The sequence below is a fragment of the Desulfurella multipotens genome (assembly GCF_900101285.1).
GTDB lineage: Bacteria > Campylobacterota_A > Desulfurellia > Desulfurellales > Desulfurellaceae > Desulfurella > Desulfurella acetivorans.
In genome coordinates this window covers 31700-57922 of record NZ_FMYU01000001.1, presented here as the reverse complement: position 1 = coordinate 57922, position 26223 = coordinate 31700, and the positions used below count along the sequence as shown (strand labels likewise).

General features: G+C 31.3%; 24 protein-coding genes, 2 tRNA genes, 1 pseudogene and 1 CRISPR repeat array. Of the genes and pseudogenes, 9 read left to right on the top strand and 18 right to left on the bottom strand.

All coding sequences use genetic code 11. The features are described 5' to 3' along the window. Nucleotides 1-4: 4 nt before the first annotated feature. The 5 genes and pseudogenes from BLQ93_RS09515 to BLQ93_RS00280 all read left to right on the top strand — a co-directional run bounded on the left by BLQ93_RS09515 (nt 5) and on the right by BLQ93_RS00280 (nt 2937). Complete coding sequence (locus tag BLQ93_RS09515) at nt 5-832, top strand: 4Fe-4S dicluster domain-containing protein (protein ID WP_216818710.1); 828 nt, start codon at nt 5-7, stop codon at nt 830-832. Then, on the top strand, nt 823-1473 hold the full coding sequence (locus tag BLQ93_RS09510; RefSeq protein ID WP_216818709.1) for a heterodisulfide reductase-related iron-sulfur binding cluster: 651 nt from the start codon (nt 823-825) through the stop codon (nt 1471-1473). The genes BLQ93_RS09515 and BLQ93_RS09510 overlap by 10 nt, the downstream gene beginning before the upstream one ends. A 9-nt stretch (nt 1474-1482) precedes the next feature. After that, complete coding sequence (locus tag BLQ93_RS09395; protein ID WP_159427450.1) at nt 1483-1629, top strand: hypothetical protein; 147 nt, start codon at nt 1483-1485, stop codon at nt 1627-1629. Further along, nucleotides 1611-2254 (top strand): annotated as a pseudogene (locus tag BLQ93_RS09830) (hypothetical protein). The gene BLQ93_RS09395 and the pseudogene BLQ93_RS09830 overlap by 19 nt, the downstream one beginning before the upstream one ends. Nucleotides 2255-2277: 23 nt before the next feature. Beyond that, on the top strand, nt 2278-2937 hold the full coding sequence (locus tag BLQ93_RS00280; RefSeq protein WP_092127336.1) for a hypothetical protein: 660 nt from the start codon (nt 2278-2280) through the stop codon (nt 2935-2937). On the opposite strand, the gene BLQ93_RS00275 is transcribed toward BLQ93_RS00280, so the two are convergent. After that, nucleotides 2925-3509 carry a GGDEF domain-containing protein gene (locus BLQ93_RS00275; protein WP_092127334.1) on the bottom strand — a complete coding sequence of 195 codons (585 nt, stop codon included), beginning with the start codon at nt 3507-3509 and terminating at the stop codon, nt 2925-2927. The genes BLQ93_RS00280 and BLQ93_RS00275 overlap by 13 nt on opposite strands. Before the next feature lie 84 nt (nt 3510-3593). On the opposite strand from BLQ93_RS00275, the gene BLQ93_RS00270 reads away from it, so the two are divergent. Both BLQ93_RS00270 and BLQ93_RS00265 read left to right on the top strand, forming a co-directional pair. Then, a complete protein-coding gene (locus tag BLQ93_RS00270; protein ID WP_092127332.1) occupies nt 3594-4232 on the top strand; it encodes an ABC transporter ATP-binding protein in 639 nt (212 codons plus the stop codon). Further along, nucleotides 4216-4995, top strand: coding sequence for an ABC transporter permease (locus tag BLQ93_RS00265; RefSeq protein ID WP_092127330.1), 780 nt, complete (start codon nt 4216-4218; stop codon nt 4993-4995). Before BLQ93_RS00270 ends, BLQ93_RS00265 begins: the two co-directional genes overlap by 17 nt. On the opposite strand, the gene BLQ93_RS00260 is transcribed toward BLQ93_RS00265, so the two are convergent. Beyond that, the gene (locus BLQ93_RS00260; protein WP_092127328.1) at nt 4984-5757 is read right to left on the bottom strand and encodes an oxygen-binding di-iron domain-containing protein; all 774 of its coding nucleotides are present in this window, start codon (nt 5755-5757) and stop codon (nt 4984-4986) included. The genes BLQ93_RS00265 and BLQ93_RS00260 overlap by 12 nt on opposite strands. A gap of 302 nt (nt 5758-6059) precedes the next feature. Then, nucleotides 6060-6778: direct repeats of the CRISPR family, unit length 35 nt; unit sequence GTCGTAATTCCCTTCAAAACGGGAAAGAATGCAAC. Between the two features lie 730 nt (nt 6779-7508). Between BLQ93_RS00260 and BLQ93_RS00255 the strand changes: the two genes are divergently transcribed. Then, nucleotides 7509-8222 (top strand): sulfite exporter TauE/SafE family protein, encoded by a 714-nt coding sequence (locus BLQ93_RS00255; RefSeq protein WP_342670531.1) that lies wholly within the window; start codon nt 7509-7511, stop codon nt 8220-8222. A gap of 63 nt (nt 8223-8285) precedes the next feature. On the opposite strand, the gene BLQ93_RS00250 is transcribed toward BLQ93_RS00255, so the two are convergent. From BLQ93_RS00250 to BLQ93_RS00220, 7 genes are all read right to left on the bottom strand, one after another. Further along, a tRNA-Ala gene (locus BLQ93_RS00250) sits at nt 8286-8361 on the bottom strand. Between the two features lie 46 nt (nt 8362-8407). Further along, complete coding sequence (locus BLQ93_RS00245; RefSeq protein WP_092127323.1) at nt 8408-9703, bottom strand: ammonium transporter; 1296 nt, start codon at nt 9701-9703, stop codon at nt 8408-8410. Between the two features lie 180 nt (nt 9704-9883). Continuing rightward, entirely contained in the window at nt 9884-10348 is a 465-nt protein-coding gene (locus BLQ93_RS00240; protein ID WP_025392422.1) for a rhodanese-like domain-containing protein, read from the bottom strand. A gap of 73 nt (nt 10349-10421) precedes the next feature. Next, on the bottom strand, nt 10422-11756 hold the full coding sequence (gene hemG / locus BLQ93_RS00235) for a protoporphyrinogen oxidase (protein WP_092127320.1): 1335 nt from the start codon (nt 11754-11756) through the stop codon (nt 10422-10424). Then, a complete protein-coding gene (gene hemH / locus BLQ93_RS00230; RefSeq protein ID WP_092127317.1) occupies nt 11753-12589 on the bottom strand; it encodes a ferrochelatase in 837 nt (278 codons plus the stop codon). Before hemH ends, hemG begins: the two co-directional genes overlap by 4 nt. Next, the gene (hemE, locus tag BLQ93_RS00225) at nt 12570-13541 is read right to left on the bottom strand and encodes a uroporphyrinogen decarboxylase (protein ID WP_092127315.1); all 972 of its coding nucleotides are present in this window, start codon (nt 13539-13541) and stop codon (nt 12570-12572) included. The genes hemH and hemE overlap by 20 nt, the downstream gene beginning before the upstream one ends. Before the next feature lie 2 nt (nt 13542-13543). Continuing rightward, a complete protein-coding gene (locus BLQ93_RS00220; RefSeq protein WP_092127312.1) occupies nt 13544-15823 on the bottom strand; it encodes a DNA polymerase in 2280 nt (759 codons plus the stop codon). Nucleotides 15824-15869: 46 nt separating this feature from the next. Between BLQ93_RS00220 and BLQ93_RS00215 the strand changes: the two genes are divergently transcribed. After that, nucleotides 15870-15944 (top strand) — tRNA-Val (locus BLQ93_RS00215). Nucleotides 15945-15947: 3 nt separating this feature from the next. Here the strand turns inward: BLQ93_RS00215 and aspS are convergent. The 9 genes from aspS to BLQ93_RS00175 are packed head-to-tail and all read right to left on the bottom strand — an operon-like array spanning nt 15948 to nt 26204. Beyond that, on the bottom strand, nt 15948-17717 hold the full coding sequence (gene aspS, locus BLQ93_RS00210; RefSeq protein WP_025392417.1) for an aspartate--tRNA ligase: 1770 nt from the start codon (nt 17715-17717) through the stop codon (nt 15948-15950). Continuing rightward, a complete protein-coding gene (gene hisS, locus BLQ93_RS00205; protein WP_245670427.1) occupies nt 17707-18921 on the bottom strand; it encodes a histidine--tRNA ligase in 1215 nt (404 codons plus the stop codon). The genes aspS and hisS overlap by 11 nt, the downstream gene beginning before the upstream one ends. A 2-nt stretch (nt 18922-18923) precedes the next feature. Further along, complete coding sequence (locus BLQ93_RS00200; protein ID WP_281182312.1) at nt 18924-19940, bottom strand: LptF/LptG family permease; 1017 nt, start codon at nt 19938-19940, stop codon at nt 18924-18926. Between the two features lie 23 nt (nt 19941-19963). Continuing rightward, a complete protein-coding gene (locus tag BLQ93_RS00195; protein WP_159427447.1) occupies nt 19964-20812 on the bottom strand; it encodes a polysaccharide deacetylase family protein in 849 nt (282 codons plus the stop codon). Continuing rightward, the gene (locus tag BLQ93_RS09465; protein WP_173800996.1) at nt 20805-21821 is read right to left on the bottom strand and encodes a bifunctional UDP-4-keto-pentose/UDP-xylose synthase; all 1017 of its coding nucleotides are present in this window, start codon (nt 21819-21821) and stop codon (nt 20805-20807) included. The genes BLQ93_RS00195 and BLQ93_RS09465 overlap by 8 nt, the downstream gene beginning before the upstream one ends. Next, nucleotides 21818-22717 (bottom strand): formyltransferase, encoded by a 900-nt coding sequence (locus tag BLQ93_RS09460; protein WP_173800994.1) that lies wholly within the window; start codon nt 22715-22717, stop codon nt 21818-21820. The genes BLQ93_RS09465 and BLQ93_RS09460 overlap by 4 nt, the downstream gene beginning before the upstream one ends. Then, on the bottom strand, nt 22714-23673 hold the full coding sequence (locus tag BLQ93_RS00185) for a glycosyltransferase (protein ID WP_025392413.1): 960 nt from the start codon (nt 23671-23673) through the stop codon (nt 22714-22716). Before BLQ93_RS00185 ends, BLQ93_RS09460 begins: the two co-directional genes overlap by 4 nt. Continuing rightward, nucleotides 23670-24581 (bottom strand): lysylphosphatidylglycerol synthase transmembrane domain-containing protein, encoded by a 912-nt coding sequence (locus BLQ93_RS00180; protein WP_025392412.1) that lies wholly within the window; start codon nt 24579-24581, stop codon nt 23670-23672. The genes BLQ93_RS00185 and BLQ93_RS00180 overlap by 4 nt, the downstream gene beginning before the upstream one ends. Continuing rightward, nucleotides 24582-26204: a glycosyltransferase family 39 protein gene (locus tag BLQ93_RS00175; RefSeq protein ID WP_092127302.1), complete on the bottom strand. Its 1623-nt coding sequence runs from the start codon at nt 26202-26204 to the stop codon at nt 24582-24584. It lies immediately after the preceding gene. Nucleotides 26205-26223: the final 19 nt, after the last annotated feature.

Genomic DNA, 26223 nt, shown 5'->3' with positions numbered 1-26223 from the left:
CAAAATGTCAAAAGAACACTACCATATTCATAAACTTACGGGCAAAATTCAGACCCCAAAACTTTTAAGAAAAGGCAATCAGGCTAGTGAATTTACTTTTTTAGCCTTTGAAGAAGATATGGAAACTTTGGGATTTCCCAAAAAACTACAGGAAGGCTGGCAAGATAAGGCAGTTGGTGTATTTAAAGAACTTTTAGACAACAATAAGGCACTAAAGACATACATGGATATATGTGTAAGATGTGGTGCTTGCACGGATAAGTGCCAGTTTTTCTTAGGTAGTGGCGATATCAACAATACACCCGTTGGTAGAGCAGAGCTTATGCGCAAGGTTTACAGGTACTATTTTACACCGTTTAGCTCAAAAGGAGAGCCATTTAGCGAACATGTATTAAAACAATGGATGTCTTATTTTTACCAGTGTTCGGAATGCAGAAGATGCTCTTATTTTTGCCCTTATGGTATAGATACAGCAGAAATTACAATGGCTGCAAGAGAAATAATGGACTCTATTGGTGTTGGTGAAAAGTATGCTACAAACACAATAACGCAGGTTTACAGAACAGGTAACAATATTGGCATAGATGCAAACGCATTAAAAAATACAATTGCAGAATTTGAAGAAGATTTAAAAGATGAAACAGGCAAAGACATAAAAATACCAATTGATGAAGAAGGCGCAGAAGTTTTGCTTGTGCCGCCGTCTGCTGATTTTTTTGCCATACGCATATTGAGTCAATGTTTGGTTATGCGAAGGTATTTTACAAAGCAGGTATTAGTTATACATTATCATCTTATGCATCTGAGGCTGCAAACTTTGGTATGTTTATAGGAAGTTACACAAATACCAAAGAGATAAACAAACGTATCTGGGAAGAAGCAAAAAGGCTCAAAGTAAAGCGTGTTATTATAGGCGAGTGCGGTCATGCCTGGAGAGCAGCTTACAACTACTCAAATACGATGAACGGACCATTTGATTTTCTGGACCCAAAATACCCGCAGCCATCCCATATATGCGATTTCACACTTGGCCTTATTAGAGATGGTGTAATTAAAGTAGATAAAAGCGCAAACGACGATAAAATAGTAACCTACCACGATCCATGCAATGTAGCAAGGGCATCACGCATGGGTAGTCAACCAGGAGACCAATTTAGCATACCAAGGGATTTAATTAAATCTGTATGTAATAATTTTGTAGATATGCAGGAAGGAGCAATAAAAGCAAAAACATTCTGCTGCGGTGCAGGCGCCGGACTTTTAACAGACGAAATTATGCAAACACGCATAAATGGTGTAATGCCAAGGATGCAGGCTTTCAAGGAAGTTGTTGATAAAAATAATGTAAACTTTTTTGCTACAATTTGTGCAATATGCAAAACACAGTTTTACGCAATGTTTCCTCTTTATGGTTTTGAAAGAGACTGGGTTGGCGGTATACATCAGCTGGTAAGCGCTGCAATTGTACTGTAAGGAGTATTTATGTACAAAGTTTTGTTTCATATTGAACTTGATGCAATAGAACCCTTAAAAGTAGCAATAGGAAACATTAATAACCTTTTACTAAGATTGCTTACAATGCGCCAAAACTTCATGTTGAGAATTATAATGTGCCTACTAGAAAACTAAAAAAACAGGTTGTTATTGCTATTGCTTTTGACGAAGCATTTAATTTTTACTACAAACAAAATTTACAAAACTTACAATCCATGGGTGTAGAAATAAAAAAATTTTCTCCAATAAAAGATGAGTCTATTCCATTAGCCGATGCAATTTATATTGGAGGTGGTTTTCCTGAGTTATTTTTAGATCAGCTACAAAAAAATTTTGATCTTAGAAATCAAATAAAAAGGCTTCTAAAGAAGGTTTACCAATATTTGCCGAATGCGGTGGTTTGATGTATTTAACAAATAGTATTGAGTACAATGAAAATAAGGCTAAAATGTGTGGTATATTTAATTTGGAAACCCAACTTTCAAATAAGCCAAAAGGTCATGGCTATACAATCCTATCCCCCAAAAAAAAGCATAGTTTTATAGAAAATAAAAAAATATATGCGCATGAATTTCACCATGGTTTCTTTACTGAATTTAAAGATATTGAATGTTTTTTTGATGTGATAAGAGGTTATGGGATTAATGGAGTTTGTGATTATGCTCTCAAAGATAATGTGATGGCAGGATTTTCTCATATTTTTGACGAGAAAAGCGATTTCTTTTATAATTGGATAAAAGAAAATAAACTTGATTCTTGAATTAATTATCGTATAATTAAAACATGTTTTCGAAAGCATTTAATTGGCTTGCGCAAGGTTTCGAGCTTTTTAAAAAAGCTGGCGTAACTTTTGTTTTGCAAACAGCATTTATATTTCTTACCATTACAGTCTCATATCTCATGAAAATATTGCTTTTATCAATATTTTTATATGTAATTCAATTAATTTTAGTAGCCGGAATGTTTATGAGTTTTGACAAGATAAAAAACTCTCAAAAGATTATATTTGACAATCTGTTTGATGGTTTTACAAATAATTTATATAATTTAATATTACTTAGTATCATTTTTTTGCTTTCAAGTTTTATAGTATCTTATTTTTTGGTTCAGTTTGTAAATATAAAAGATCTTGTTAACAACTATAAACACATAAATTCAATAAATTATATACCCATTTTTATAATTATGTTAGTGGATATTGTTATAAACTTTGTTCTTATGCTTGCTATGCCTTTTATTACAATCAAAAAAATGAGTGTGCTTGAAGCTATTGGAAAGAGCATAGTTGTTTGTTTAAAAAATTTTTTTCCTTTAGTATTTTTGTTTATAATATACCTGCCGCTAGCTTTTATTGCAACAATATCAATTATAGGTTGGCTTATTTTGTTTCCAGTACTAATTGGTTCTATGTATGAGATTTTTTCAGATAACTATATTACATAGTATGTTTTCTTTTCTTTTTTTGCAATGTATAAAGCCTCGTCTGCTCTTTCAATGAGAGATTCTTTATTATCGTTTAACCTAATTGATGTTGCTCCGATTGTTGCATGGATTAATAAACTGTCTGTTTGAGTTTTAAGTGCATAAACAAATTTTTTAATGTAAGCTTCAATTTTATTAAATGAGGTATTGGGCAAAATTACAGCAAATTCATCTCCACCCCACCTGCATATAATATCACTTGTGCGTGAGTTGTTTGTTAAGAAAGTAGCAAATCTTTTTAATACTTCGTCTCCTTTTAGGTGGCCATATGTGTCATTTATTTGTTTAAAACCATCTATATCCAACATACAAAGAGAAAATATATGCCCATAACGCTCAAACCTGCATATTTCTTTATTTAAGGCATCTTCAAAGTATCTTCTATTATAAAGTTTGGTTAAGTGGTCTTTGTAAGCCATATCTATAAGATTGTCGACCATTGCATAATATTGGTTCAAATTAGCATGTCTTTTTTCAAATTCGCTGCATAAACGACTTAAAAATTGCACATAATTATCCACCTGATTTTGCATTGTACACCTCAAATCTATATTTGATTGCAAAAGTATATAAAAATTATTTTGATAAATCAATAAAAAAATGATAAAATTTGAAAAATGTTTGAATTAAAACATGTAAGTATGGAAAAAAATGGCAAAAAAATCATAGAAAATGCAACATTCAAGCTTGAATACTCTGGATTGGTATGGCTTAAAGGAGCATCGGGTAGTGGAAAATCAACAATTTTAAGAATAATGTGTGCTTTAGAGAAACCATCTAGCGGTGAAATTTTTTATAAGGGTGTATCAATTTATGAATTTAACATTCCTGAGTTTAGGTCAAAGTGTATTTATGTACCTCAAATGCCCATCCTTGGTCAGATGAATGTAATGGATTGTATTAGATTGCCATTTAGTTTTAAATCCAATGCAAATAAAATTTTTGATGATAAAAAACTAAATGATTTACTTGAATATTTTGAATTACAGGATGCTACAGAAAAAAACATCAATCAACTTTCAGGTGGTGAAAAATTACGCATTGCAATTATAAGAGCTTTATTGCTTGATCCCGAGTGTTTATTGCTGGATGAACCCACAAGCGCTCTTGATGCTAAAATGGAGCAAAAAACACTACAATTATTAAAATCCCTATCCGAAAAAAAACTTATAGTAAGTTCTTTTCACACAGAATCTATAAAAGAATTTTGTACACAAAAAATTGAAATTAAGGATCGTTATGCAATCGCAAGTTGAAACTATTTCATTAGTGCAGCTTATTATATCTTACTTCATGCTTTTTGTAGCTTTTTTTGTTAATTATACAGAAAACCTTAAGCTAACAAAAGATATTATATATTCATTTGTCAGAATGAGCGTACAACTTTTACTAATTGGATATATTCTAAAATTTATATTCCAGATAAATAACGCATTCGTCATTTTAATCTATTATGCAATAATGGTTTTATTTGCAGCAAATATTGTCAAAGAAAGAACAAAAGTAAAATTTGCACATGCAAATATAATTATATTTGGCGCTATTTTTATTGCAGGGTTTGTTGTTACACTTTTTATGTCTTTTGTTAGCATTGGACTTAAAAATCCATTTGAAGCGAGGTATTTTATCCCATTGGCAGGCATGATTGTTGGAAACTCAATGAACTCTACAACTATTGCAATAGAGCGTTTTTTTAGTGAAATACACCAAAACAAACAATATATAGAAGAATTACTTTCACTTGGTGCGACAGCCAGAGAAGCTACCATCGAATTTAAACAAAGAGCTTTTCGCTCAAGCCTTATGCCACAACTTGCAAGCGTTAGCGCTATGGGTATTGTTAGCCTTCCTGGTATGATGACAGGCCAAATACTTTCTGGTGTAAACCCAATAGAAGCTGTAAAATACCAGATGATAATACTTATAGCCATTAATACAGCAATTTGTCTTTCGGTATATATATTACTTTCTTTTGAGCAAAAGAAATTTTTTAACTCTTTTACTCAACTAAACATTTAAAAAATCCTGCGGTATTTCATAGTGCATATTGTCTATGTCTAGTTCAAGATTTTCAAGCCATGCGTAAAACTTTTCTATATTTTCTTTACCTTTTATAAAAGCACCGTGCTGGGGAGCAATGAGATCTATATCCAATTGTTTTGCCATATTAATCCATTTTTGAATTGCTATTTTGCTTGACATATATCTTTTGTGAAAACCAATCATATATTGAGTATGATTTTCAAAATTATCCACATATATATAATCCTGACCAAAAGATGCACCAAGGTCGCCGCTATATAGAATTTTTGATATTGGATCGTATATTTGAAAATTTCCTGGCGAATGTAAAAAATGAGCGGGTAATATGTAGAGCTCACAATTCTCAGCCAGTTTTATTTTAGCGCCTTTATCGTCAATCCCAATTAATTTGTTTACAAATAGTGAATCAACGCCAATATGAGGCAAAAACCTTATCCATAAATTTGAAATTAATGCTTTTGTTTTTGGTAATGTCATTAGCCAGCCGTTGATTGCAGACAAAATATCAGGATCCTGATGGGACAAAAAAATATATTCAATGTTACCAATACCACTTATTGCGCCAATTTCTGTTAGGACATGTTTAAATACTTTATGACCTCCTGGATCTAATATAATACTTTTTTTGTTATCAACAATTAAATGAACATTTGCTTGTACCATCTGGCCTCTACCAAAATCCTCAAGTAATATGTTTTGATGTATACCATTTGAAAATAATAATGTATTATTACCCATACAAATCCCCTGTATTTCATTAATTTTAATAACTATTTTAGTTTAATTTTTTTTACTAAATTTGTCAAGTTTTTTTATAGTTTATTTTTCAGGAGATTTAGTTATCAGATTCTTTAAAAGTTAACGCTTTTGTAATAACGAAAACATAACAAATTATATTCAAAGCTTATAAAAAAATATTAGATTGCCAGCAAAGCCAATACCTAGCTTACAGTAAGACGCCCGCAATTCCCTTCAAAACGGGAAAGAACAACAAACTCCCAAATTGCTAACAAAGCTAACACCTAGCTTGCGGCAAGATGCCCGTAATTCCCTTCAAAACGGGAAAGAATGCAACACTGCAGTAAAATCAAAAAGATGGGAATACGGCTATATAGTCATGTCGTAATTCCCTTCAAAACGGGAAAGAATGCAACCAAGAGAATTGTATTATTTATCGTGAGGACGCTATGGCATGTCGTAATTCCCTTCAAAGCGGGAAAGAATGCAACTCGAGAGTTATCATTCAAATTATTATGACCGCGATTTTATCGTCGTAATTCCCTTCAAAACGGGAAAGAATGCAACGAAAAAAAGCTCGTTAAATACTATGGGTTAGATGAAGTCGTAATTCCCTTCAAAACGGGAAAGAATGCAACATGGTTTACCTTACAATAAATTTAAAATTGAAAAATTATCTTGTCGTAATTCCCTTCAAAACGGGAAAGAATGCAACTCGATAGATACATACAACGCAAAAGCCACCCTTCACCTCGGTCGTAATTCCCTTCAAAACGGGAAAGAATGCAACCGTAAGCAGGCGGGGATATATTTTAGGAGGAAAGTATGAAAATGTCGTAATTCCCTTCAAAACGGGAAAGAATGCAACATGATGTGATGTGGGCAGTAAACGACAAAGAAAGAATACCGATTGGTCGTAATTCCCTTCAAAACGGGAAAGAATGCAACAGGGAGGCTGGAATGATTATAACAAACGATTTTGATTTGTCGTAATTCCCTTCAAAACGGGAAAGAATGCAACAGTCACCTTTTATAAAAGTTATGATAACAGCATTCTTAAATTTGATACTTTTATATTAGACATAACGATTCTTTTGTTTTAAAAACATTTTTGTTGCATTCAAATTTGTAGGGGATAGCGCCTATTTTCTTTTAAAAGAACTTGGTTATTGACAGACTTTTTGACAAATCTAAATCCAATATTGCTTACTGTCAAACCGCTAATTTTACTAATACAATAATCTTTTTAATTTGTCAAGTAAAAAAATCATGTAATAAAAATGTTATGTACAAGGATTAATCGGGTGATTAATCCTTGTATGTATTTTCTTATATTGAGGATATTGAATGCTAATTTTCGGTTATAAAGGCATAACAAATAAAATTTTTTTATCGCTATCGATTGTTTAATTATATTTTATAAATCTTTTATTAAAAAGATATTATTGTCTAACTTTTCTGTTTCTGTTTTTTATTGACAAAGACAAAACATTGTTATATTGGCTAAGTTAGCTATTAGGCAAAAAAATAGTTACTTTTAAGTTGGAAGGCATATTCTTTTAAAAATAAGTAGCATTTTTTAATTTTAGAATACTATTGAAGTTTGAGATTTTGTTTTTAAAAATTGAAATATTTAAAATTGCAAAAATTTTATGTAATTTTAGGAGAAAATAAGATGATAATTTTAAATTGTTTGGCAGTTTTAATAGTGTCAATAGTGGTTTCTATATTGGGCAATATAATAGGTATTGGTGGTGGAATCATATTGGTGCCTTTTTATTTATTATTTACATTTAAGCTCAATTATAGCAAGTGGTTTAAGCTTGTTTACAATTGTAGTAAGTTCAATTGGGGGCACATATGCTTTTATAAAGCAAAAAACAATTGATTATAAATTATTTGTAGTTATTATTAGTTTTATTTTGCCTGGTATTATTATAGGTTCAATTGTTAATAAATTTATAAAAACTCAACAATTTGCAATCATATTTCCATTATGGGTAATAATAATAGGTATTTTTTCTTTGGTGAGTGCTAAAAAAAATTTACTAAAATTTAATGGTCAAAGCACTACAAACATCATTAAACATAACAATCTTTTACGTTTCATTTCATTTTTAGCTGGTTTTGCGTCAGGATTTTTTGGTCTAGGGATAGGTGGCATAATGGGAACATATTTGGTTGCTGTGGAAGAAATTTCTCCAAGAAAAGCTTTTTCCACTTTGATTATGATAATGACAGTTACTTCTTTGATTGGGTTTATTGTACATTTAACAAATACAAACGCTTATTCGTCTGTTTGGTTGTTGTACGCTATTTTTTTATTTATTGGTGCGGTATCCGGTTCTCAGATAGGTGCTTATATTTCATCTACTTTAGATTTAAAAACTTTAAGAGTATATCAGGGGTGGATTATTTTATTTTTAGGTTTTTTCTTATTTTTAGGAAATATTGTTAAAATCTAACATATTGTAATTTAAAAAAGGACCTTTACTTTGCCGCACTTTATAAAATGCACTATTAAACTTTGGTGGAGCTAAGGGGGATCGAACCCCTGACCTCTTGGCTGCCAGCCAAGCGCTCTCCCAGCTGAGCTATAGCCCCAAGCATTTTTCATTTTAGCTAAATTTAATGTTTTGTCAATTTTAAATTAAATATCAAAGCCTTGTTCTGTATGTGTTGCAATATCCAGTCCTTTTTGTTCATCTTCTTCTGATACTCTTAATCCATGAGTTAAAATTGAGGTTAATTTTGCCAATAAAAAAGTCCCCAAAGCCGAGTAAGCTATAATTATAATAATAGCCAAAAATTCTATAAAAAACGTGTGAAAATTTCCTAATAGTAAACCATTTTTTGGACTTACAGATTTAGTTGCCAAAAGGCCAACTGCTAAAATCCCAAAAATACCATTTAGTCCATGCACGCCAAACACATCAAGCGAATCATCATAAGAAAACTTATACTTTACATAAGATACTCCTATCCAGCTTATAATTCCAGCAATAATGCCTATTAATAAGCTTGATACTACGCTTACATAACCGCATGCTGGAGTTATACCTACAAGTCCAGCTACTGCACCACTTGCCGCACCAAGCATTGTAGGATGTTTATGCGACATCCATTCAGCGAACATCCAACTCAAAGCACCTGCTGAGGCAGCAATATTGGTTGTTAAAAACACATAACTTGCAAGATTATTTGATGCAATGGCACTTCCTGCATTAAACCCAAACCATCCAATCCATAAAAGACCAGCACCAATTATGCTTAGGGCTATTGATGAAGGTGGCATTATTGTTTTTTTAAAGTCTCTTCTTTTTCCTACAATTAATGCTAAGACTAATGCAGAAATGCCTGAGTTTGCTTCAACAACAAGACCGCCAGCAAAGTCAAGTACACCCATTTTTTGCAGAAAACCACCACCCCATACCCAATGTGCAATAGGTGCATAAACAAGCAAAACCCACAAGCTGCCAAATACAATCCAGGAAGAAAACTTTATCCTTTCAATGACACTTCCGCTAATTAACGCTAATGTAACTGCTGCAAATGATAGTTCAAATGTGCAGTATAGGTATGTTGGTATTGTTTGTGTAACAGAGTTAATTGTGATATTGTTCAAAAATATATATTTAAGACTTCCAATCAGTCCATCTATATCAGGCCCAAAGGCTAAGCTATAGCCAATAATTATCCACAATAAACTGACTATTGCAAGTGATACAAAAGACATGCCAATAGTATTTAATATATTTTTTGAGCGTACCATTCCACCATAAAACAAGCCAAGCCCAACAGGTGTCATTGATAATACAAGTGCTGTTGATATAAGCATCCATGCAGTGTTTGCCTGATTTAAAGGGTGGTTTTGCGCCAACGCAATGCTTGGCATTAAAAGAAAAAGTAAAACGCCAAAAAATCTATAAAAGGATTTTATAAACATTTTAAACCTCCTGAACCCAATTATAGCAATATTTATTCCTATGTTTATATAATTGGATTTTCGGAAGATTTTAATGTTTATAAATTAAAAGACTAATAACAAAATTGTAAACACTTTTACAATTTTGTAAAAACACCCAAGTATTACTTGGGTGTTTTTAAATAGGGGGTACTTATTGTTTTATTTTTTTATACCTTTGCCAGGTCCTTCTGGTGCACCTTTTTCTACAGGCTCACCTGCTTTTTCCCATGCATTAAATCCGCCATCTAAGTTTACTACATTGTCATAACCCAATTCTTTTAGCTCATATGCAACTATGACACCTCTTCCGCCAGTTTTGCAATAAACAAGGTAAGTTTTGTTTTTATCTGGAAACCATGTAGGTCCTTGGAAATCAATTAATCCTCTTGGTGCCCAGATTGCACCTGGTATGTGCCCAGCAGTATACTCCGGATACTCCCTTGCATCCAAAACTATTGCGCCATTTTTTATGAGTTCTTTGGCTTCTTGTACGCTTACATTGTGAACACAAGTTTTAGCCTCTTTGATCTTTTTTTCAGCCAGAGGCGTAAGGCTGTAAGCATACTTAATAGGCACGGATGCAATAAAACCAATTAAAGCAAACAAAACTAACAAACGCTTCATACTAAAACCTCCTTGTAGTAATTTGTTACATATATTATACAATCTTGTTATTTTAATGCAATAATTTTTCTAATTAAATCGACTTTATAGTTTTAATTAAATTATAAGAATTGCTTATACAATCATTGAACCCAACACCATAAAAAGCATTGCCAAGAAAGTATAAGCCAGTATTTTTGGATTCAAATTCTTGTATTTGCTTTATAATTTCTTTGTGATTTAATAAGTATTGAGGTATTGCAGATGTGTATTTTATTATTTTGTAATATTCAAAAGGAGCGAAAATTTTTGCACTGCGTTGCAGTTCGGCTAAAGCAATTTGTAAAATCTCAAAATTACTTTTTTGTACAACAGAAGGCCTCAGCGCACCACCTAAAAACATTCTTACTAAAAATCTATCTTCTGGGCTTCTGTTTTCAAAAATGCTTGAATCAAAGAGTACACCAATGGTTTTGTCAATCTTGTTTAAATCAAATAAATATCCATAAGAATCAACTACTTTGTTTGCAAATTTTTTGCTAAAAGCTAAAGCAACAAGTACAATTGGCGAATAAGGGATGTTTACAAGAGATTTTGATAGCTTATTATCAAGATTTTGTATAATTTTTGCTACCTCAAATGATGGTGCAGTAAATACGACAATATCTGCTTCAAATCTGTCAATATTTGTATACACGACATACTTTGAGGCTTTTTCTATAGAAACAACATTTTGTTTATTTAAAACATTAACAGATTTAGCTATATGATCAGTAAAAGATTGCATACCTTCTTTAAAAGAATAAAGCTCTTTTGCAAATTGACCACTTGCTGAAGAGGTATTTGCTTTTTTTTGCTTCATCAAACTTACCAAACCTTTGATAAGTGAGCCGTATTTCAATTCAATTTCCTTTATACGCTTAAAATTTGAAGTTATGCTCATACTATAAGGGTCTGCTGCATATATTCCAAGAGACATTGGACCAATCAATTTATCTAAAAATTCTTTGCCAAGGCGCCTTGTTACAAATTCTGCAACTGTTTCATCGTTTGGGTTTGGTTTTACAAATGGCTCTTTTAATAAAGCCAGTTTTGATTTTATACTCAAGAAGTTATCTATAAGTAATTTTTGTTGTTTTGTTGGTATTTCGTATAGCCTGCCATCGTATATAAATTTTCTGTTTGATGATTGTTTGGCTTTTATGAGATTTTTTAAAAAGCCTGTTTGTTCAATAAATTTAATTGTAGTTTCGTTGTATAAAAAGCCGTTTGGACCTGCTTCTATTAAAAGACCATTTTCTTGAATTGTCTGAATTTTACCGCCGTTTTGTGTTTCTTTTTCAAGAACGGTTACGTCAAAACCCTCTTTTTTAAGTAAATAAGCGCACGAAAGCCCAGAAATGCCAGCACCTATTACAATTGCTTTCATATATACCTCGATACTATACTTGATAAAACTTCTATGAAGTCGTCATCGTCATTAAAACATTTAAACCTAAATAAATTAATATTCATTTTTTTTGCAAATTGAGCATATGTATAATCTATCTCATAAATTGTTTCCGTGTTGTCTGTAACAAAACTTACTGGTACAATAAGAACAGTTTTGTTTTTAAGGTTTTTAAGTGTGTCAGTTGTTGTAGGCTCAAGCCAAGCAATGGGTCCAAGCTTTGATTGAAAAGACACATAATATTCTTTTAAGTTAAGGTTTTTTGCCAAAAAATTGCAAAAGATATATGTGTCTTTTTCGTAGGAATCTTTTTTGGCAAGTTTTAAAGGTAAATTATGGTTAGAAAAAATTACCGCATCAGGATAAATTTCATTTAGTGTAGCTTTAAGCTTTTGTATGTAGAAATCAATAAATTTGGCAAAACTACACAAAGGAGGAAGGATTTTTTTTGGTTTTTTTTCAAACAAAATACCATATAGTGTTTTAGAATAGATCGTGTATAATGGAAACATTATTGTGTTTTTATCTTTACAAAATGGTTTTGAATAAGAAAAACAATAATTTACTTTAGTATTAAGGATTTTTTGCAATTTATTTGCCTGGGATTTTGTTATCTCAAGCAATGGTGAGGGTGCAACTTTTAATATTTTGCAGCTTGAAAAAGCTCTGCTTAGCATAAGCGTTGCAAATATTTTTCGAATTAAGGCATTTTGAATATTTGATATGTATGGGTCGTCAAACATATTATGCAAAAAGCTAAAACATTCGGTTTTTTTTGAAATATAACCTAAATTAGCAATTGTTATATTCATGTATTGTATCTACTAAAAATTTTAAATTATCTTGGGGTGTTTGTGGAAGCACGCCGTGGCCTAAATTAAAAATATACAGTTTACCTTTCATGCTATTGAGTAATTCTAAAGTATGTTTTTTTATTGTATTTTTGTCTGTGAGCAAGATTGTATTGTCAAGGTTACCTTGAAGACACTTGTTAGTTTTTTGTGAGATTTGGTCAAGTTCTACTTTCCAATCAAAACTATACGCACTTGAAGGTAATTTTAAAATATAATCCAATAAATGATTTGCTGAGTGAGCAAAGTAAATAGATGGTTTTTTAATAGATTCTAATATTTTGAAATTATATTCAAAGATATAATCTTTATAAGTTTTGGCAGCCAATATCCCAGCCCAACTGTCAAATAATTGATAACAATCACAACCGCTTTGAAGTTGAGCATTTAAATAATCAATTGTGAGATTAGTTAAAATTTCCATGATGTTTTTGAATTTTTCTTTTTCCTGGTAAATAAAAGCTTTAGGCGAATAGAATTTTGCATCGTTAAAAAGATAGCAATACAATGTAAAAGGGGCGGCTGCAAAACCTATTAGTGGTTTTTTTGTCAATGTTTTTATTAGTTTTATACCTTCAAAAACAAAGTTTAATTTATTGAATAAACCATCATAGTATAAATTATTGATATCAATATCAACAACAGGTGATGTTCCTTCGTGATAGAAAATTTTGGCATTCAAAGCCAAAAGAGGAATCAATATATCAGAAAACAATATTGCAGCATCAACATTAAGTGTTTCAATTGGAAGAAGTGTAGTTTTTGCTATAAGCTCAGGTGTTGTACACATTTGCAAAAAAGAGTAATTTCGTCTTAGATCGCGGTATTCTTTTAGCGCCCTGCCTGCCTGTCTCATTAGCCATACAGGCGTATCTTGTCCTTTTATACCATTTAACCTATCCAAAAAAAACATTTTTAAGTTTTAGCCTCGTGCCAATTTTTGCCTATGCCAATGTTAACTTTTAGTGGTACTTCAAAATTTACAACTTTTTCCATTGAATTTTTTACAATATCTTTTACTTCTTCAACTTGAGCATCACTGCATTCAATTAATAGTTCATCATGTATTTGCAAAATGATTTTTGCATCAAAATTTTCAAGTGCTTTATCTAATTTAACCATAGCAATTTTTATAATATCAGCTGCTGTGCCTTGAATTTTGGCATTTACTGCAGCCCGTTTTTCAAATTCGGCTAATTTCTTATTAGGACTGTTTATATTTTCAAAGTAGCGTCTTCTATTGAAGTATGTTTGTGTGTAGCCTAAATTTTTTGTTTCTTTAAGTGTTTCATCTATAAATTCTTTTGCTTTTGAAAACCTTTCGAAATAGCGTTGTATATACTCACTTGCTTTTTGTGCCGGAATTGAAAGCGTTTTTGCTAAGCTTTGTGCGCCCATCCCATAAATAATACCAAAATTAATTGTTTTTGCAATTCTTCTTGTGTGTGAATCTACCATTTCCGGCAAAATATTAAATAATTCTACAGCTGTTTGTGTGTGTATATCTAAATCTTTTTTAAAAATTTCAAGCAGTATCGGATCTTTAGAAAGTTCAGCCAAAACTCTTAATTCAATTTGAGAATAATCTGCACAGATTAAACTGAAATCTTTTTTTGCAACAATAGCTTCTCTGATATTAACAAATGGGTTGTCAAGAGGAAGATTTTGCATATTGGGGTTTGAAGATGATAGTCTACCGGTTAGTGTTAAAGTTTGATTGAATGTTGTATGTATACGATTATTTTTGTCTGCATTTTTAATTAGAGGTTCAATATATGTGGATAAAAGTTTGGTTAGTATCCTGTATTCTATAATTAATTTTGCTACTGGATGGTCAAGTTGTTCTAAAGTATCAGAATCCGTTGAAAAACCTGTTTTGTTTTTTTTGGTTGGTTTTAAACCAAGTTTTTCAAAAAGCGCCACTTGAAGTTCTTTTGGTGAATTTATGTTGATTGAACCAGTTATGCTTTCAATTGAAGAGCGTTTTTCCTGTATTAGTTTATTGATAGTTTCTCTATATTGCTTTAATTTTTCTATATCTACGCCGATACCCTCTTTTTCCATTTTCTTTAAAATTTTTGATAAGGGAAGCTCAACTTCAAATAACAAGAATTCCAGACCGAGTTTTTTTATAAAATCTAGAAAAATAGGCTTAAGATAAGAGACTTTTTGGCTATAGGTCATTTCTGATACCTTTTCGTAGAGTCCTTTGTCTATAAATAAGGCACATTTATCAATATTGCCTGCAGTTTTTGGCTGGATTAAATAAGCTGCAAGCTCAAGCAAAACTGAATCGTCCGTTTGATAAGAAGGTAGTTGCTCATCAAATAAATTAGCTTGATTACAATTTTTATTATTGTTTTTATTAGGTACAAGCTTATCCATAAGGCTTTTAAAATTGTATTGTTTAAAGAGTTTCGTAAGCAATTCAAGATCTGGTTCGGATTTTTTTATAGAATCAATTGTAATATTGTCAAAATTTATATTTTTATCTAAAATTGTTAGAGATTTATATAGCTTTAGCTTTTCTTCGTCAATATTTTCTTTTATTTTTTGAGGCAACCTGTCTTTATTTTTTATAATGCTATTTATATCGCCATAGCTTGTCAAAAGCTTAACTGCTGTTTTTGGCCCGATATTTTCAACGCCTGGTATGCCATCTGATGAGTCTCCAGCTAAAGCCAGCAAATCGCTTATTTGTTGAGGTTTTACACCAAACTTTTCAATTGTTTTTTTATAGTCATAGGTGATATTTTTCACAGGATCAAAGATAAATACATTATCATCAACAAGCTGAAACAGATCTTTATCCTGTGTTACAATAACCACATCAAAATCTTTTTTAAACTTATTTGCAAGCGTTGCAATGATATCATCAGCTTCAAATCCAGCTAGTTCCAAATATTTTACACCAAAGGCTTTAATAATTTCTTTTGTAGGCTCGATTTGAATAGCCAAATCATCTGGTATTGGAGGACGCTGTTTTTTATAATCGTCAAAAAGCTCTTTTCTAAACGTTTTTTCTTTTGAGTCAAAGCAAATAAGTATATATTTTGCATCTTTTAAAGACAATAGTAGCCTTGCAAACCCAAATATAACACTTGTAGGAAAATTATTGTACGATAAATTTTTGATTGCATAAAAAAATCGGTATAAAAATGAACTTCCATCAATTAAGTATACTTTTTCTTTCATAAGTATTTGACAAACAAAACAGATTTAATCATAATAAACAACACGTGGGCGATTAGCTCAGTGGAAGAGCGCTTGCTTCACACGCAAGAGGTCACAGGTTCGATACCTGTATCGCCCACCAATTTTATTGTTTTTTTGGAACAATCCTTAAAGAAAGTTCATCAAGTTGCTTTTGATCTACTTCGTTTGGTGCAATAGTTAAAGGGCAAATACCTTTTTGTGTCTTTGGAAATGCTATGACTTCCCTTATGGATTCTTCTTTTAAAATAAGCGTTACAAGCCTATCAAAACCAATGGCAAGACCGCCATGTGGCGGTGCTCCGTATTTTAAAGCATCAATCAAAAAGCCAAATTTTAACCTTGCTTGATCTTGTGGTATATTTAGTACCTTAAACATTTTTTCTTGAAGGTCGCTTCTGTGAATCCTTATGCTTCCTCCGCCAATTTCTGTGCCGTTTAGTGTAATATCATAAGCTCGAGCTTTAACGCGTTCTGGGTGTTCTTCTAAAAATTCAATATCTTCAAGCTTTGGTGATGTAAAAGGATGGTGCATGGCATCCCATCTTTTTTCTTCTTCGTTGTATTCAAACAATGGAAAATCAACAACCCATGTGAAATTGAACTCATCTTTGTCTGCTAAGTTAAGCCTTTTTGCAAGCTCAACCCTTAAAGCGCCAAGTGCGCTATAGACAATTTCTTTTTTATCAGCAACAAAAAATAAAATATCTCCAGGTTTTGCTTCTAATCTTTTTATTATCTCATCCATGTGTTCTTTTTTGAAAAATTTTACAATAGGTGATTGAAGTTCATTTTCTCTGACTTTAATCCACGCGAGGCCTTTTGCTTTAAATACACTTGCAAGTTTTGTCAATTCATCAATTTCTTTTCTTGAAAACCACTCGCAACCTTTTGCATTTATTGCGCATACTATGCCTTTTTGGGCAGCTGCGCTAAATACTTGAAAATCGCAAACGCGTGCAATATCTGTAATGTCTTTAAGCTCAAGAGAATACCTTAAGTCTGGTTTATCAGAACCGTAGCGACTCATAGCTTCATCGTATGAGATACGCTTAAATGGTATTTTAAGTTCAAGGCCTAAAGTTTCTTTAAATATTGAATAAATAATTCCTTCAGTTATTTGCATTACATCTTCTTCGTCAACAAAACTCATCTCAAGATCAATTTGTGTAAATTCAGGCTGTCTGTCTGCCCTTAGGTCTTCATCTCTGAAGCATTTTGTTATTTGGTAATACCTATCAAACCCAGAAACCATAAGCAACTGTTTAAAAAGCTGCGGGGATTGAGGAAGGGCATAAAATTTGCCTGGTTCTAGTCTGCTTGGTACAAGAAAATCCCTTGCGCCTTCAGGTGTGCTTTTTGTTAGCATTGGTGTTTCTATATCAATAAAACCTTGTGAGTCTAAATATTTTCTTGCAGCAAATGCAGCCTTATACCTTGTAATAAGGTTTCTTTGCATAGTTGGCTTTCTAAGATCTAAGTAGCGATACTTAAGCCTTGCTTCTTCGCTGGCATTGACATATTCTTCAACAGGAAGAGGTACAACTTCGCTTACAGATAAGATATCCATTTTTTTAGCTAAAACTTCTACTTTTCCTGATTTTAAATTTTGGTTTTGCGTGCCTTCGGGTCTTAACCTAACAATTCCACTTACTTTGATACAAAATTGACTTCTTAGGCTTCTTGCTTTTTCGTGTAACTCTTTATTTTCTTCTGGGTCAAAAACAATTTGTACAATGCCTTCTCTATCTTTTAAATCAATAAAAACCACTCCACCATGATCTCTATAATTTTGGACCCAACCGTATAGGTTAACTTCTTTTCCAAGCAAGCTTTCATCAACATTACCGCAATATGCAGTTCTATCAAGTGGCATACAAAACTCCTTTTAACGTATTTTCTAATTGGTTTAATTCAATTGTTTTTTGGGTTGAATTTTTCATATCTCTTACAATACACGAGCTACTTTTTAATTCATTTTCCCCTATTATTATGCAAACTTTAGCTTCTAATCTATCAGCTTTTTTTAACATGCTTTTTAAACTTTTATTTTCATATTCGCAATAAACTTTAAATTGTAAATCACTAAGTTTTTGAAGTATATTTAATGCGTACAATGTAACGCCAAGGTTTGCAATGTAAATATCAATACTGTTTTGTGGCTTAATATCTAAAATATCAATAATGCGTTCTTCTCCAAGTGCAAACCCCACACCACAAATGTTATTCCCACCTAAGTCTTGAATCAAATTATCGTATCGTCCGCCAGCAGATAGTGTCAAATTATTATTTACAAACTCAAACACAAAGCTTGTGTAATAATCCAGGCCTCTAACAAGCAATTCATTTTCTATAAATTCTATATTAAGAGCTTTTAGACACTCTACTACACCTGTGTAATGCTCTTTGCAATCTTTACATACGTAATCTTTCAATTTAGGCGCACTCCTTGCAATTATTTTACACTTTTCATTTTTGCAATCAAGAATTCTTAGTGGATTTTTATAAAGCCTTTTTTGACAGTCAATGCAGAGGGATTCTTTGTAATGCTCAAAATAACTAATTAGCGCTTTTGAATACTGGGGTCTACAGTTTGGGCATCCAATATTATTTATCTCTAAGTTTGTTTTAATATTCAATTTTTCAAACAGAAGTGTGTTTATATATATAATTTCTGCATCTATAGCAGGGTTTTTAATACCAAAGCATTCTGCTCCAATTTGATGAAATTGTCTAAAACGCCCTTTTTGAGGCCTTTCATAGCGAAACATTGGTCCTATATAATAAAGTTTATTAAATACAGATGTTTCAAGTTTATTTTCTATAAAAGCCCTGGCTATACCTGCTGTGCCTTCTGGTCTTAATGTTACAGATTCTCCGGATTTATCTAGAAAAGTATACATTTCTTTTTCTACAATATCCGTGCTATCTCCTACACCTCTTTCAAATACCGAAGTTTTTTCTAAAATAGGTGTTCTGATTTCTTTGTAGCCTAAATGAGTAAATATTTTAACAGCTGTTTTTTCAAGAAAGTGCCATTTTTCTATTGTTTCTGGTAGTATATCTTTGAAACCTTTCAAAACTACCTCCTTGCTTTTATTGCAAAAGCTATTATGGCTATTGGAAACAATACTAAGTTTGGAAGCCAGATAGCATAATATATATTATTGCTTGAATATAAGCTTTTGCCAAATGTTTCAAGTACATAAAATACTATAAATGAAAACATGCTAAAAATTATTCCAAAAGTTTTTCCGGATCTGTAAAAACTCAAAGCAGAAACAAAACCTATTAAAGATAAAACAAATACACTGGTAGATAGAACAAACATTTGATGAAGCTCAAATAAGGCATCTGTGCTTTGTGGGTGAGTTTTAATATAATGTATCAATTTATTGATTGGCATAAAACCAGGATTGCTTGCAAAGTTATAAGTAAGGTCAGAAAATTTTATAACTACTGTATAAACTTTAAAATAAGCATTGTTTATACTATTTTTGTCTCTAAAAAAAACATTTCCATCAAAACATTTAAGTGCAAAGCCGTCAATTGTGTCTATAAATTCAACTCTTTTTGCTTTTATTATTTTATTTTCTACATCTACAAAAACATTATAAGCTTTGTTATGATTGGGGGATAAAGCATCTGCATAAATCGTAAAATTTTTTGTTTTAAAAAAGGTATTTTCTGTTAAACCAGCCTGGACATTATTTTTTGCAAGTTTGTAAAGTTTAGTTCGATATGCAGCATTTGCTATTGGGGATAGATATGTAACTATAAAAAATAGAAGAAGAAAAACAATAAATGTAAATAAAAGGGCGCTTTTATAAATTCTAAACGTGGAAAGCCCCATGGTTTTTGCGATATCAATTTCTAAGTTTTTAGACATCTGAGTATATGTAAGGTTAATTGAAAGCATTAAACTCATAGGTATTGTAAAAATTGCTAAAAACAATGCCATATAAGCAAGAATCGTTAGCATATCAAATAGACTTGTACCGGTAGAAAAAAGTACATCGGAAAATTTAACCATATCTCCTATTAACATAACTATTGTGGTAATTATTAAACTTACAAAGAAAGACTTTGTAAGATTTATAATTATGTACCTATCAAAGAGCTTTATACTAAACAGCTAAAAGCCCTCCCTGGCAATATTTTTGATTTAAATTGTCTTGTTTCTAAATTATTTCTATTGAGTTTTAAAAAATACTCATTCATTGTTAAAAAGTTTGTATTTTGTTTTATTGCGTTTAATAGTTTAACAAATGTGTCAATGAATGGGCCACCTTCAATTTCTGCATGAACCGGCAAAACACCATATTCGGTTGTTTCAATGGTTTTTTTTGCGATACTTAAAAAATCTTTTGGATTTTCTTCAAGACATGGTAGGTTTGATGGTATTTCAATCAATTGGGTGATTTGTTCAACAAATGGTTTTTGCGCCCTTGATATACTTAAAAATTTGATAAACTTTAAATTTTTGATGTATTTTAGGGCTTTTTTAGAGCAAACCCAACCTGGAGCGCCAAATGATTTAGGATAGTCTTTGTATATGCTAAAGTATGTTGAGATGCCTTTTTCAAACCATACTTTAATTTCATCGTAAGTTAATTTTTCTATGTTATCTTGCCAAAACCTATGATCGTATGCATGAAACTCAACTTCATGTCCATTTAATTTTATCTGAATAAGTATATCTTTCAACCACGCAAGCATTGGCGGTTTAAGTAGTGTACCATATAGAGCTGTTTTAATACCGTAAGAACTGACTGCTTTTGTTTTTAACATCTTTTTTAAAAAAGCTGGCTTTAAGAGGTTTATTATTGCTTTTCCAGAATTATCAGGTCCAAGTGTTACATAGAAAGTAGCTTTTATATTAAATTCATTGAAAATCTTAATGAGTTTTGTAACGCCGTATTTTAGACCATTAAAAGTATCTACATCTACTTTAATGCATATGTTATTCATACTCATTTATAAATGCATCTATCGATAATTTTAATGCATCTTCTAATGCAACTTTTGGCTCCCAGTTAAGTAATTCTTTTGCTTTTTTTATAGAAGGTTTTCTGTTGTATATATCTTGGTAAGATTCTCCGTAAAATTCTTTTGAATCTATTTCTATAATTTGCGAAAACTCTTTGTCATTTTTATGTTTTTCATGTTTTGAAAAAATATCCCTCATTAAGTAAGCTAAATCTTTTATTGAAATATTGTTATTTGGATTTCCTATATTTATTATTTGTTTATCACATACATTGTTTTCATTTTTCAAAATTTTGATTAAAGCGTCAATACCATCGCTTATGTATGTGAAGCTACGCATTTGTTTTCCACCATCTACTAAATATATAGGTTTTTTAAAAAGCAGTGATGCTATGAACTGTGTAACAACTCTGGAAGAACCTTCTTTGGCAATTTCTATTGAATCAAGTTTTGGTCCGATCCAGTTAAATGGCCTAAAAAGTGTAAAAGGTAAATTTTCATGATTGCCATAAGCCCAAATTACTCTATCTAGCAATTGTTTTGATGCAGAATAAATCCAACGTTCTTTGTTTATTGGTCCTGTACATAGAGGGCTTTTGTCTTCGTCAAATTCTGGATCAGGGCTTATACCATAAACTTCCGATGTTGATGGGAAAACAATGCGTTTTTTATACTTTGCGCACTTTTTTATAATATCTAAATTGGCTTCAAAATCTAAGTGGAATACTCTCAAAGGATCTTCCACATACATTTTTGGCGTTGCAATAGCAACAAGAGGCATTACAACATCGCACTTTTTTATATGATACTCGATCCATTCTTTGTTTATTTCAATGTCGCCTTCAACAAAATGTAATCTAGAATTTTCAAGTTCTCTTATGCGGTTATCATCTATATCCATGCCATATACTTCCCAGTCTGTGCTTGCAAGCACTTCTTTGGTTAAATGATAACCAATAAAACCGTTTACACCTAAAATTAAAATTTTCACAAATATCCCCCTTCTAAAAGATTTAAAATTTCTTTTTCTTTATATGTTTTACCATCGTATTCAACTTCTTTTAATTCCAACGAGCCTTGTTTTGCTCCAATGTAAACTTTATTGTCTATTTTGATAATTTGTTTTGGCTGTAATTGGATGCTAGAAGGTATTGCCCACCATATAATTAGTTCTTTACCTTTATAGTAGCAAAATGCACCAGGGTAGGGTTTTGTAACAGCTCTTATTAAGTTGTATATTTCTATAGAAGTTTTATTAAAATCAATTAGACCATCTTGCTTAGTTCTTCTACCAAAATAACTTGCTTTTGACTCATCTTGTTTTACTGGCTTTACTGTATTGTTTTTAATATGTGGCAAAGTTTCATCCAAAAGTGTAAAGGCTAATTTTTCCAGTTTTTCATAAAGTGTTTTTGCTGTATCATAAAAGTCTATATCTACGCACTTTTGAGCAATAATATCGCCAGCATCAGGTTTTTTTACCATATAATGAAGTGTAACGCCTGTTTGTTTTTCACCATTTACCAAAACCCAATTAACAGGAGCTCTGCCACGATAAGCTGGAAGGCATGATCCATGTAAATTTATAGCTTTAAAAGGCGCAAGTTTTAGAATATCTTCACATATGAGATTCCTGTAGTAAAAAGAAAAAATAATATCAGGTTTATAGCTTGCAATTTTATCAATCCATTCTTTTGTATTTACATTTTCTGGCGTAAAATATTCTATATTATTTTTTTCGCACCAGGCTTGAACACTTTCAAACCATATATTTTCGTTTTCATCATTTTTATGAGTAAAAACACATTTAATGTCAAATCCATGTTTTTTGAGGGCTGAACAACCAATTACGCCCATATTATGATATGCAAAAACAACCGTTTTCATTGGTTTTCTTCTGTTGTTTTAATTTTTTTTAGTGAATTATCTTTTGATTCATATATATTTTCAATTACAAATACAGGTCTGTTTTTAACCTGTTTGTAAATTCTTCCTATATATTCTCCGAGTATGCCAAATGCAAAAAATTGAGCTCCAATAAGAATAAAAAGGACACTGAAAAGTGAAAATACACCGCCTAAAGCCCACTCAACACCGTAAAATATCCTTCCAAGCGCCAATACAATGCCAAGCAAAATACCAAAAGCTGCAGTTAAGATACCACCATATAACAATATCTCAAGCGGTAGGTTTGAAAACGAAGTCATTAAATCAAACATTAAATTTACAAGCTTGATAAGTGAGTATTTAGATTTTCCAGCCTGTCTTTGGCTGTGCTGTATTGGTATCTCAACAATATTTTTTGTATAGTACGTTGCAATAGCTGGTATAAATACAGTTTTTTCGTCATTATTTAGCATGCGTTCAACTATCTTTTTTCTGTAGCCTCTAAGCATACAACCCCAGTCGTTTAAATCGACTTTTGTGATTTTTTTTGTTATGTAATTGTTTAAGTGAGAAGAAAATTTTCTAAAGATAGAATCTTTTCTTTGCTGTCTTATTGTTGCTATGACATCATAGCCTTCGTTAAATTTTTCAACAAGCTTTGGTATTTCCTCAGGTGGATTTTGAAGATCGGCATCCATTGTGATTACTTTATCGCCTGAAACCACACTAAATCCTGCAAAAATTGCAGCATGTTGCCCATAGTTTCTTGCAAGTTCCACTACTTTTACATTGCCTTTTAAGCTTTTTAAAATGTTTAGAGAATTATCTTTGCTGCCATCATCAACGTATATGATCTCGTAATCTTCATTTAATGAGTTTAAGACATTCAATAGTCTTTCATGTAAAGGTAAAATATTTTCTTCTTCATTGTAAACAGGTATAACAACAGATATCATTTTTTTACTCCAAAGAAAGCTTTTCTATTCACAAACAAAGCGGTATTTCCGACAATTACCGATAACCATAATGTGCAAATCCTTGCTAAAATTGTTGCTGGTAAGCTAACATAGGCAGGTATACCTATATAAATAAGCAAACCAAACAAAGTAATATCTGATACAATTAATCCCCCAGGCAACATGGATAAACTTCCAACAAGCGTTGCAAAACCAAATATTACAGTTGTTTTTATAATATTTACATCAAAGCCAAAACCTTTCAAAATCAAACTAAGCGAGACACCCTCGCTTGTCCAGGCAAGTATAGTAATTAAAATCACTTCACTAAAAAGTCCTATGGTAAAAAATGACACCATATCTTTTAAAACAACATAATACTTCCTTATGGTGTATGGCAAAATTGTTCTAAGTTTTACAAATATTTGTTTAAATATCTTTGGATAAAAGATTATACTTACTGCAATTATGAGAATTGCTCCCAAAATAGAAAATTTTTGCAAATAAAACATACCAATTAAAGATATCACAGAAAGTATCAAAAAATCAACATAAATTTCTGCAAATGTAGCAGATAGCGTTTTTTTGAACGGTGTTTTTGTTATATTTTCTATAATGTAGTTTTTTATAGTATAGCCAAATTTAACTGGTGTAACACTCATTGCCAAACCGCATAGAAAGATTTTTAAATCTGTAAAAAAATTTACTTTAATGCTCAATTTTTTTATATATAAATGCCACCTAAAAAATTTTATAAAATCGTTTCCAAAACCAAAAATTGCCGCGCCAATCAAATATATTTTATCAAAATATTCCAAAGATTGTACAGCTTTTTTGAAATCTGCGAAAAAACCTATTGCTGATATTATAATAAACAGTATTACAAGCAATATAAAAAATTTTTTCAACTAATCTGTTTGCCCCTTATTAGATATAATACTAAAGTATGGTTCTTTTAATAGTATGTAATAATGTTTGTATGCAAATTTTGGTATTTGGTTTGTCTTGATAAGCAATATTACCCTTTTGTCTGAATCCCATACTTTTTTAAATTGTTCGATGCTTGGAAACCATTTTTCTTGCTCTTTTGGTGATAGGTGGCTTCGCCCAAAACCAAGCTCATTTACGCTATCGATTTGTATTGTTCTTTTTTGTGTGTAGTAATTAAAAGATTGTCTATAGAGTTTGTATTGTCCAAGAAGGTCGCCTTTTTTGTATATTTTATTAACAAATAAAGCAACGGGTTTTGTGGTTTTGTAGTATATAGTATAAGCGGCAGTAGGAATAATAGCTAAATTGTAAAAAATCATAATACCAAAAAATATACTCAAAAATGTTTTTTTGGCATCTTTTACAATAAACGGTAAAATAGCTAACACAATCAAAACTATAGCAGATGGTGTTATTAACATAAACCATTTTTCTAAGCTCATGTATACATTTTGAACAAAACAAAACCCAATAAGTGCAACGAAAAAAATGCTAAACATCACAAGGTTAATATACTTATCATTTTTATCTATGTTTTTTATATTTGAAAACATATTGCCAAGTACTATCGAAAGGGGGAAAAATAAAGGTGCTACATATGTCACAAGTTTACTTTGAGATAGACTATAAAATACAAATATAAAGCCACCAAATGTCAACAAAAATATTAAATCATCCTTTTGAATCCCTTTAAATTTTGATATTTTGTACGCTTTTATCATACTAAAAATAAATAAGATCCACGGCAAAAACCCAAAAATTACAACAGGTAGAAATGTCCAGATAGGTTGTGTGTGTTCTAAAGGCTCTAGGTATCTCAAAAATTCTTGTTTTAAGAAGAAGTAATAGTAAAAATCACTTACCTGTTGCCCTGCCATATAAATCCATGGTAGACATAAAGCAAGAAGCAATATAATGCCTATTGGTGATATCAATCTGAAAAAGCTTTTAAATTGTTTTGCAAATATTGACCACAAGAAAAGTATTGCAAATGGGAAAATTATGCCAATGAGTGCTTTTGATAAAAACCCAAGTGCCATTCCTATATACATAAGATATACAAAATATTTTTTGTTAGTTTTTAAATATAAATAACCACTGTAGGTTGACATAGTTATAAAAAATGCATTTGTCGTATCTATGAGATTTAGCCTGCCTATTATAAAATAGTACATTGAGCTTGCTAAGATTAAAGAAGACCAAAATGCAGTTTTTTGATTTATGATTTTTTTTGCAAATTTGTAGTTTAAAAAAATTCCAATTAACGAAATTGTTACCGTCCAGAACCTTCCAGCAAAATCGTTAAATCCAAAAATTTTAAGTGCTAAAATATTCATCCAGTAATACAAAGGAGGTTTTTCTAAATATACCGTATAGTTTAGATAAGGTATAACATAATGTCTAAGCTGTATCATTTCACGCGGAATTTCTACATATCGCGCTTCATCTGGATCCATGTATGGCATATACCAAATTAGAGCAAAGTAGCATATAATTATAAATAAAGCATAAAAAATAAGTTTTTCTCTTTTTTCTTCCATACTTTAGCTCCTCAAAATA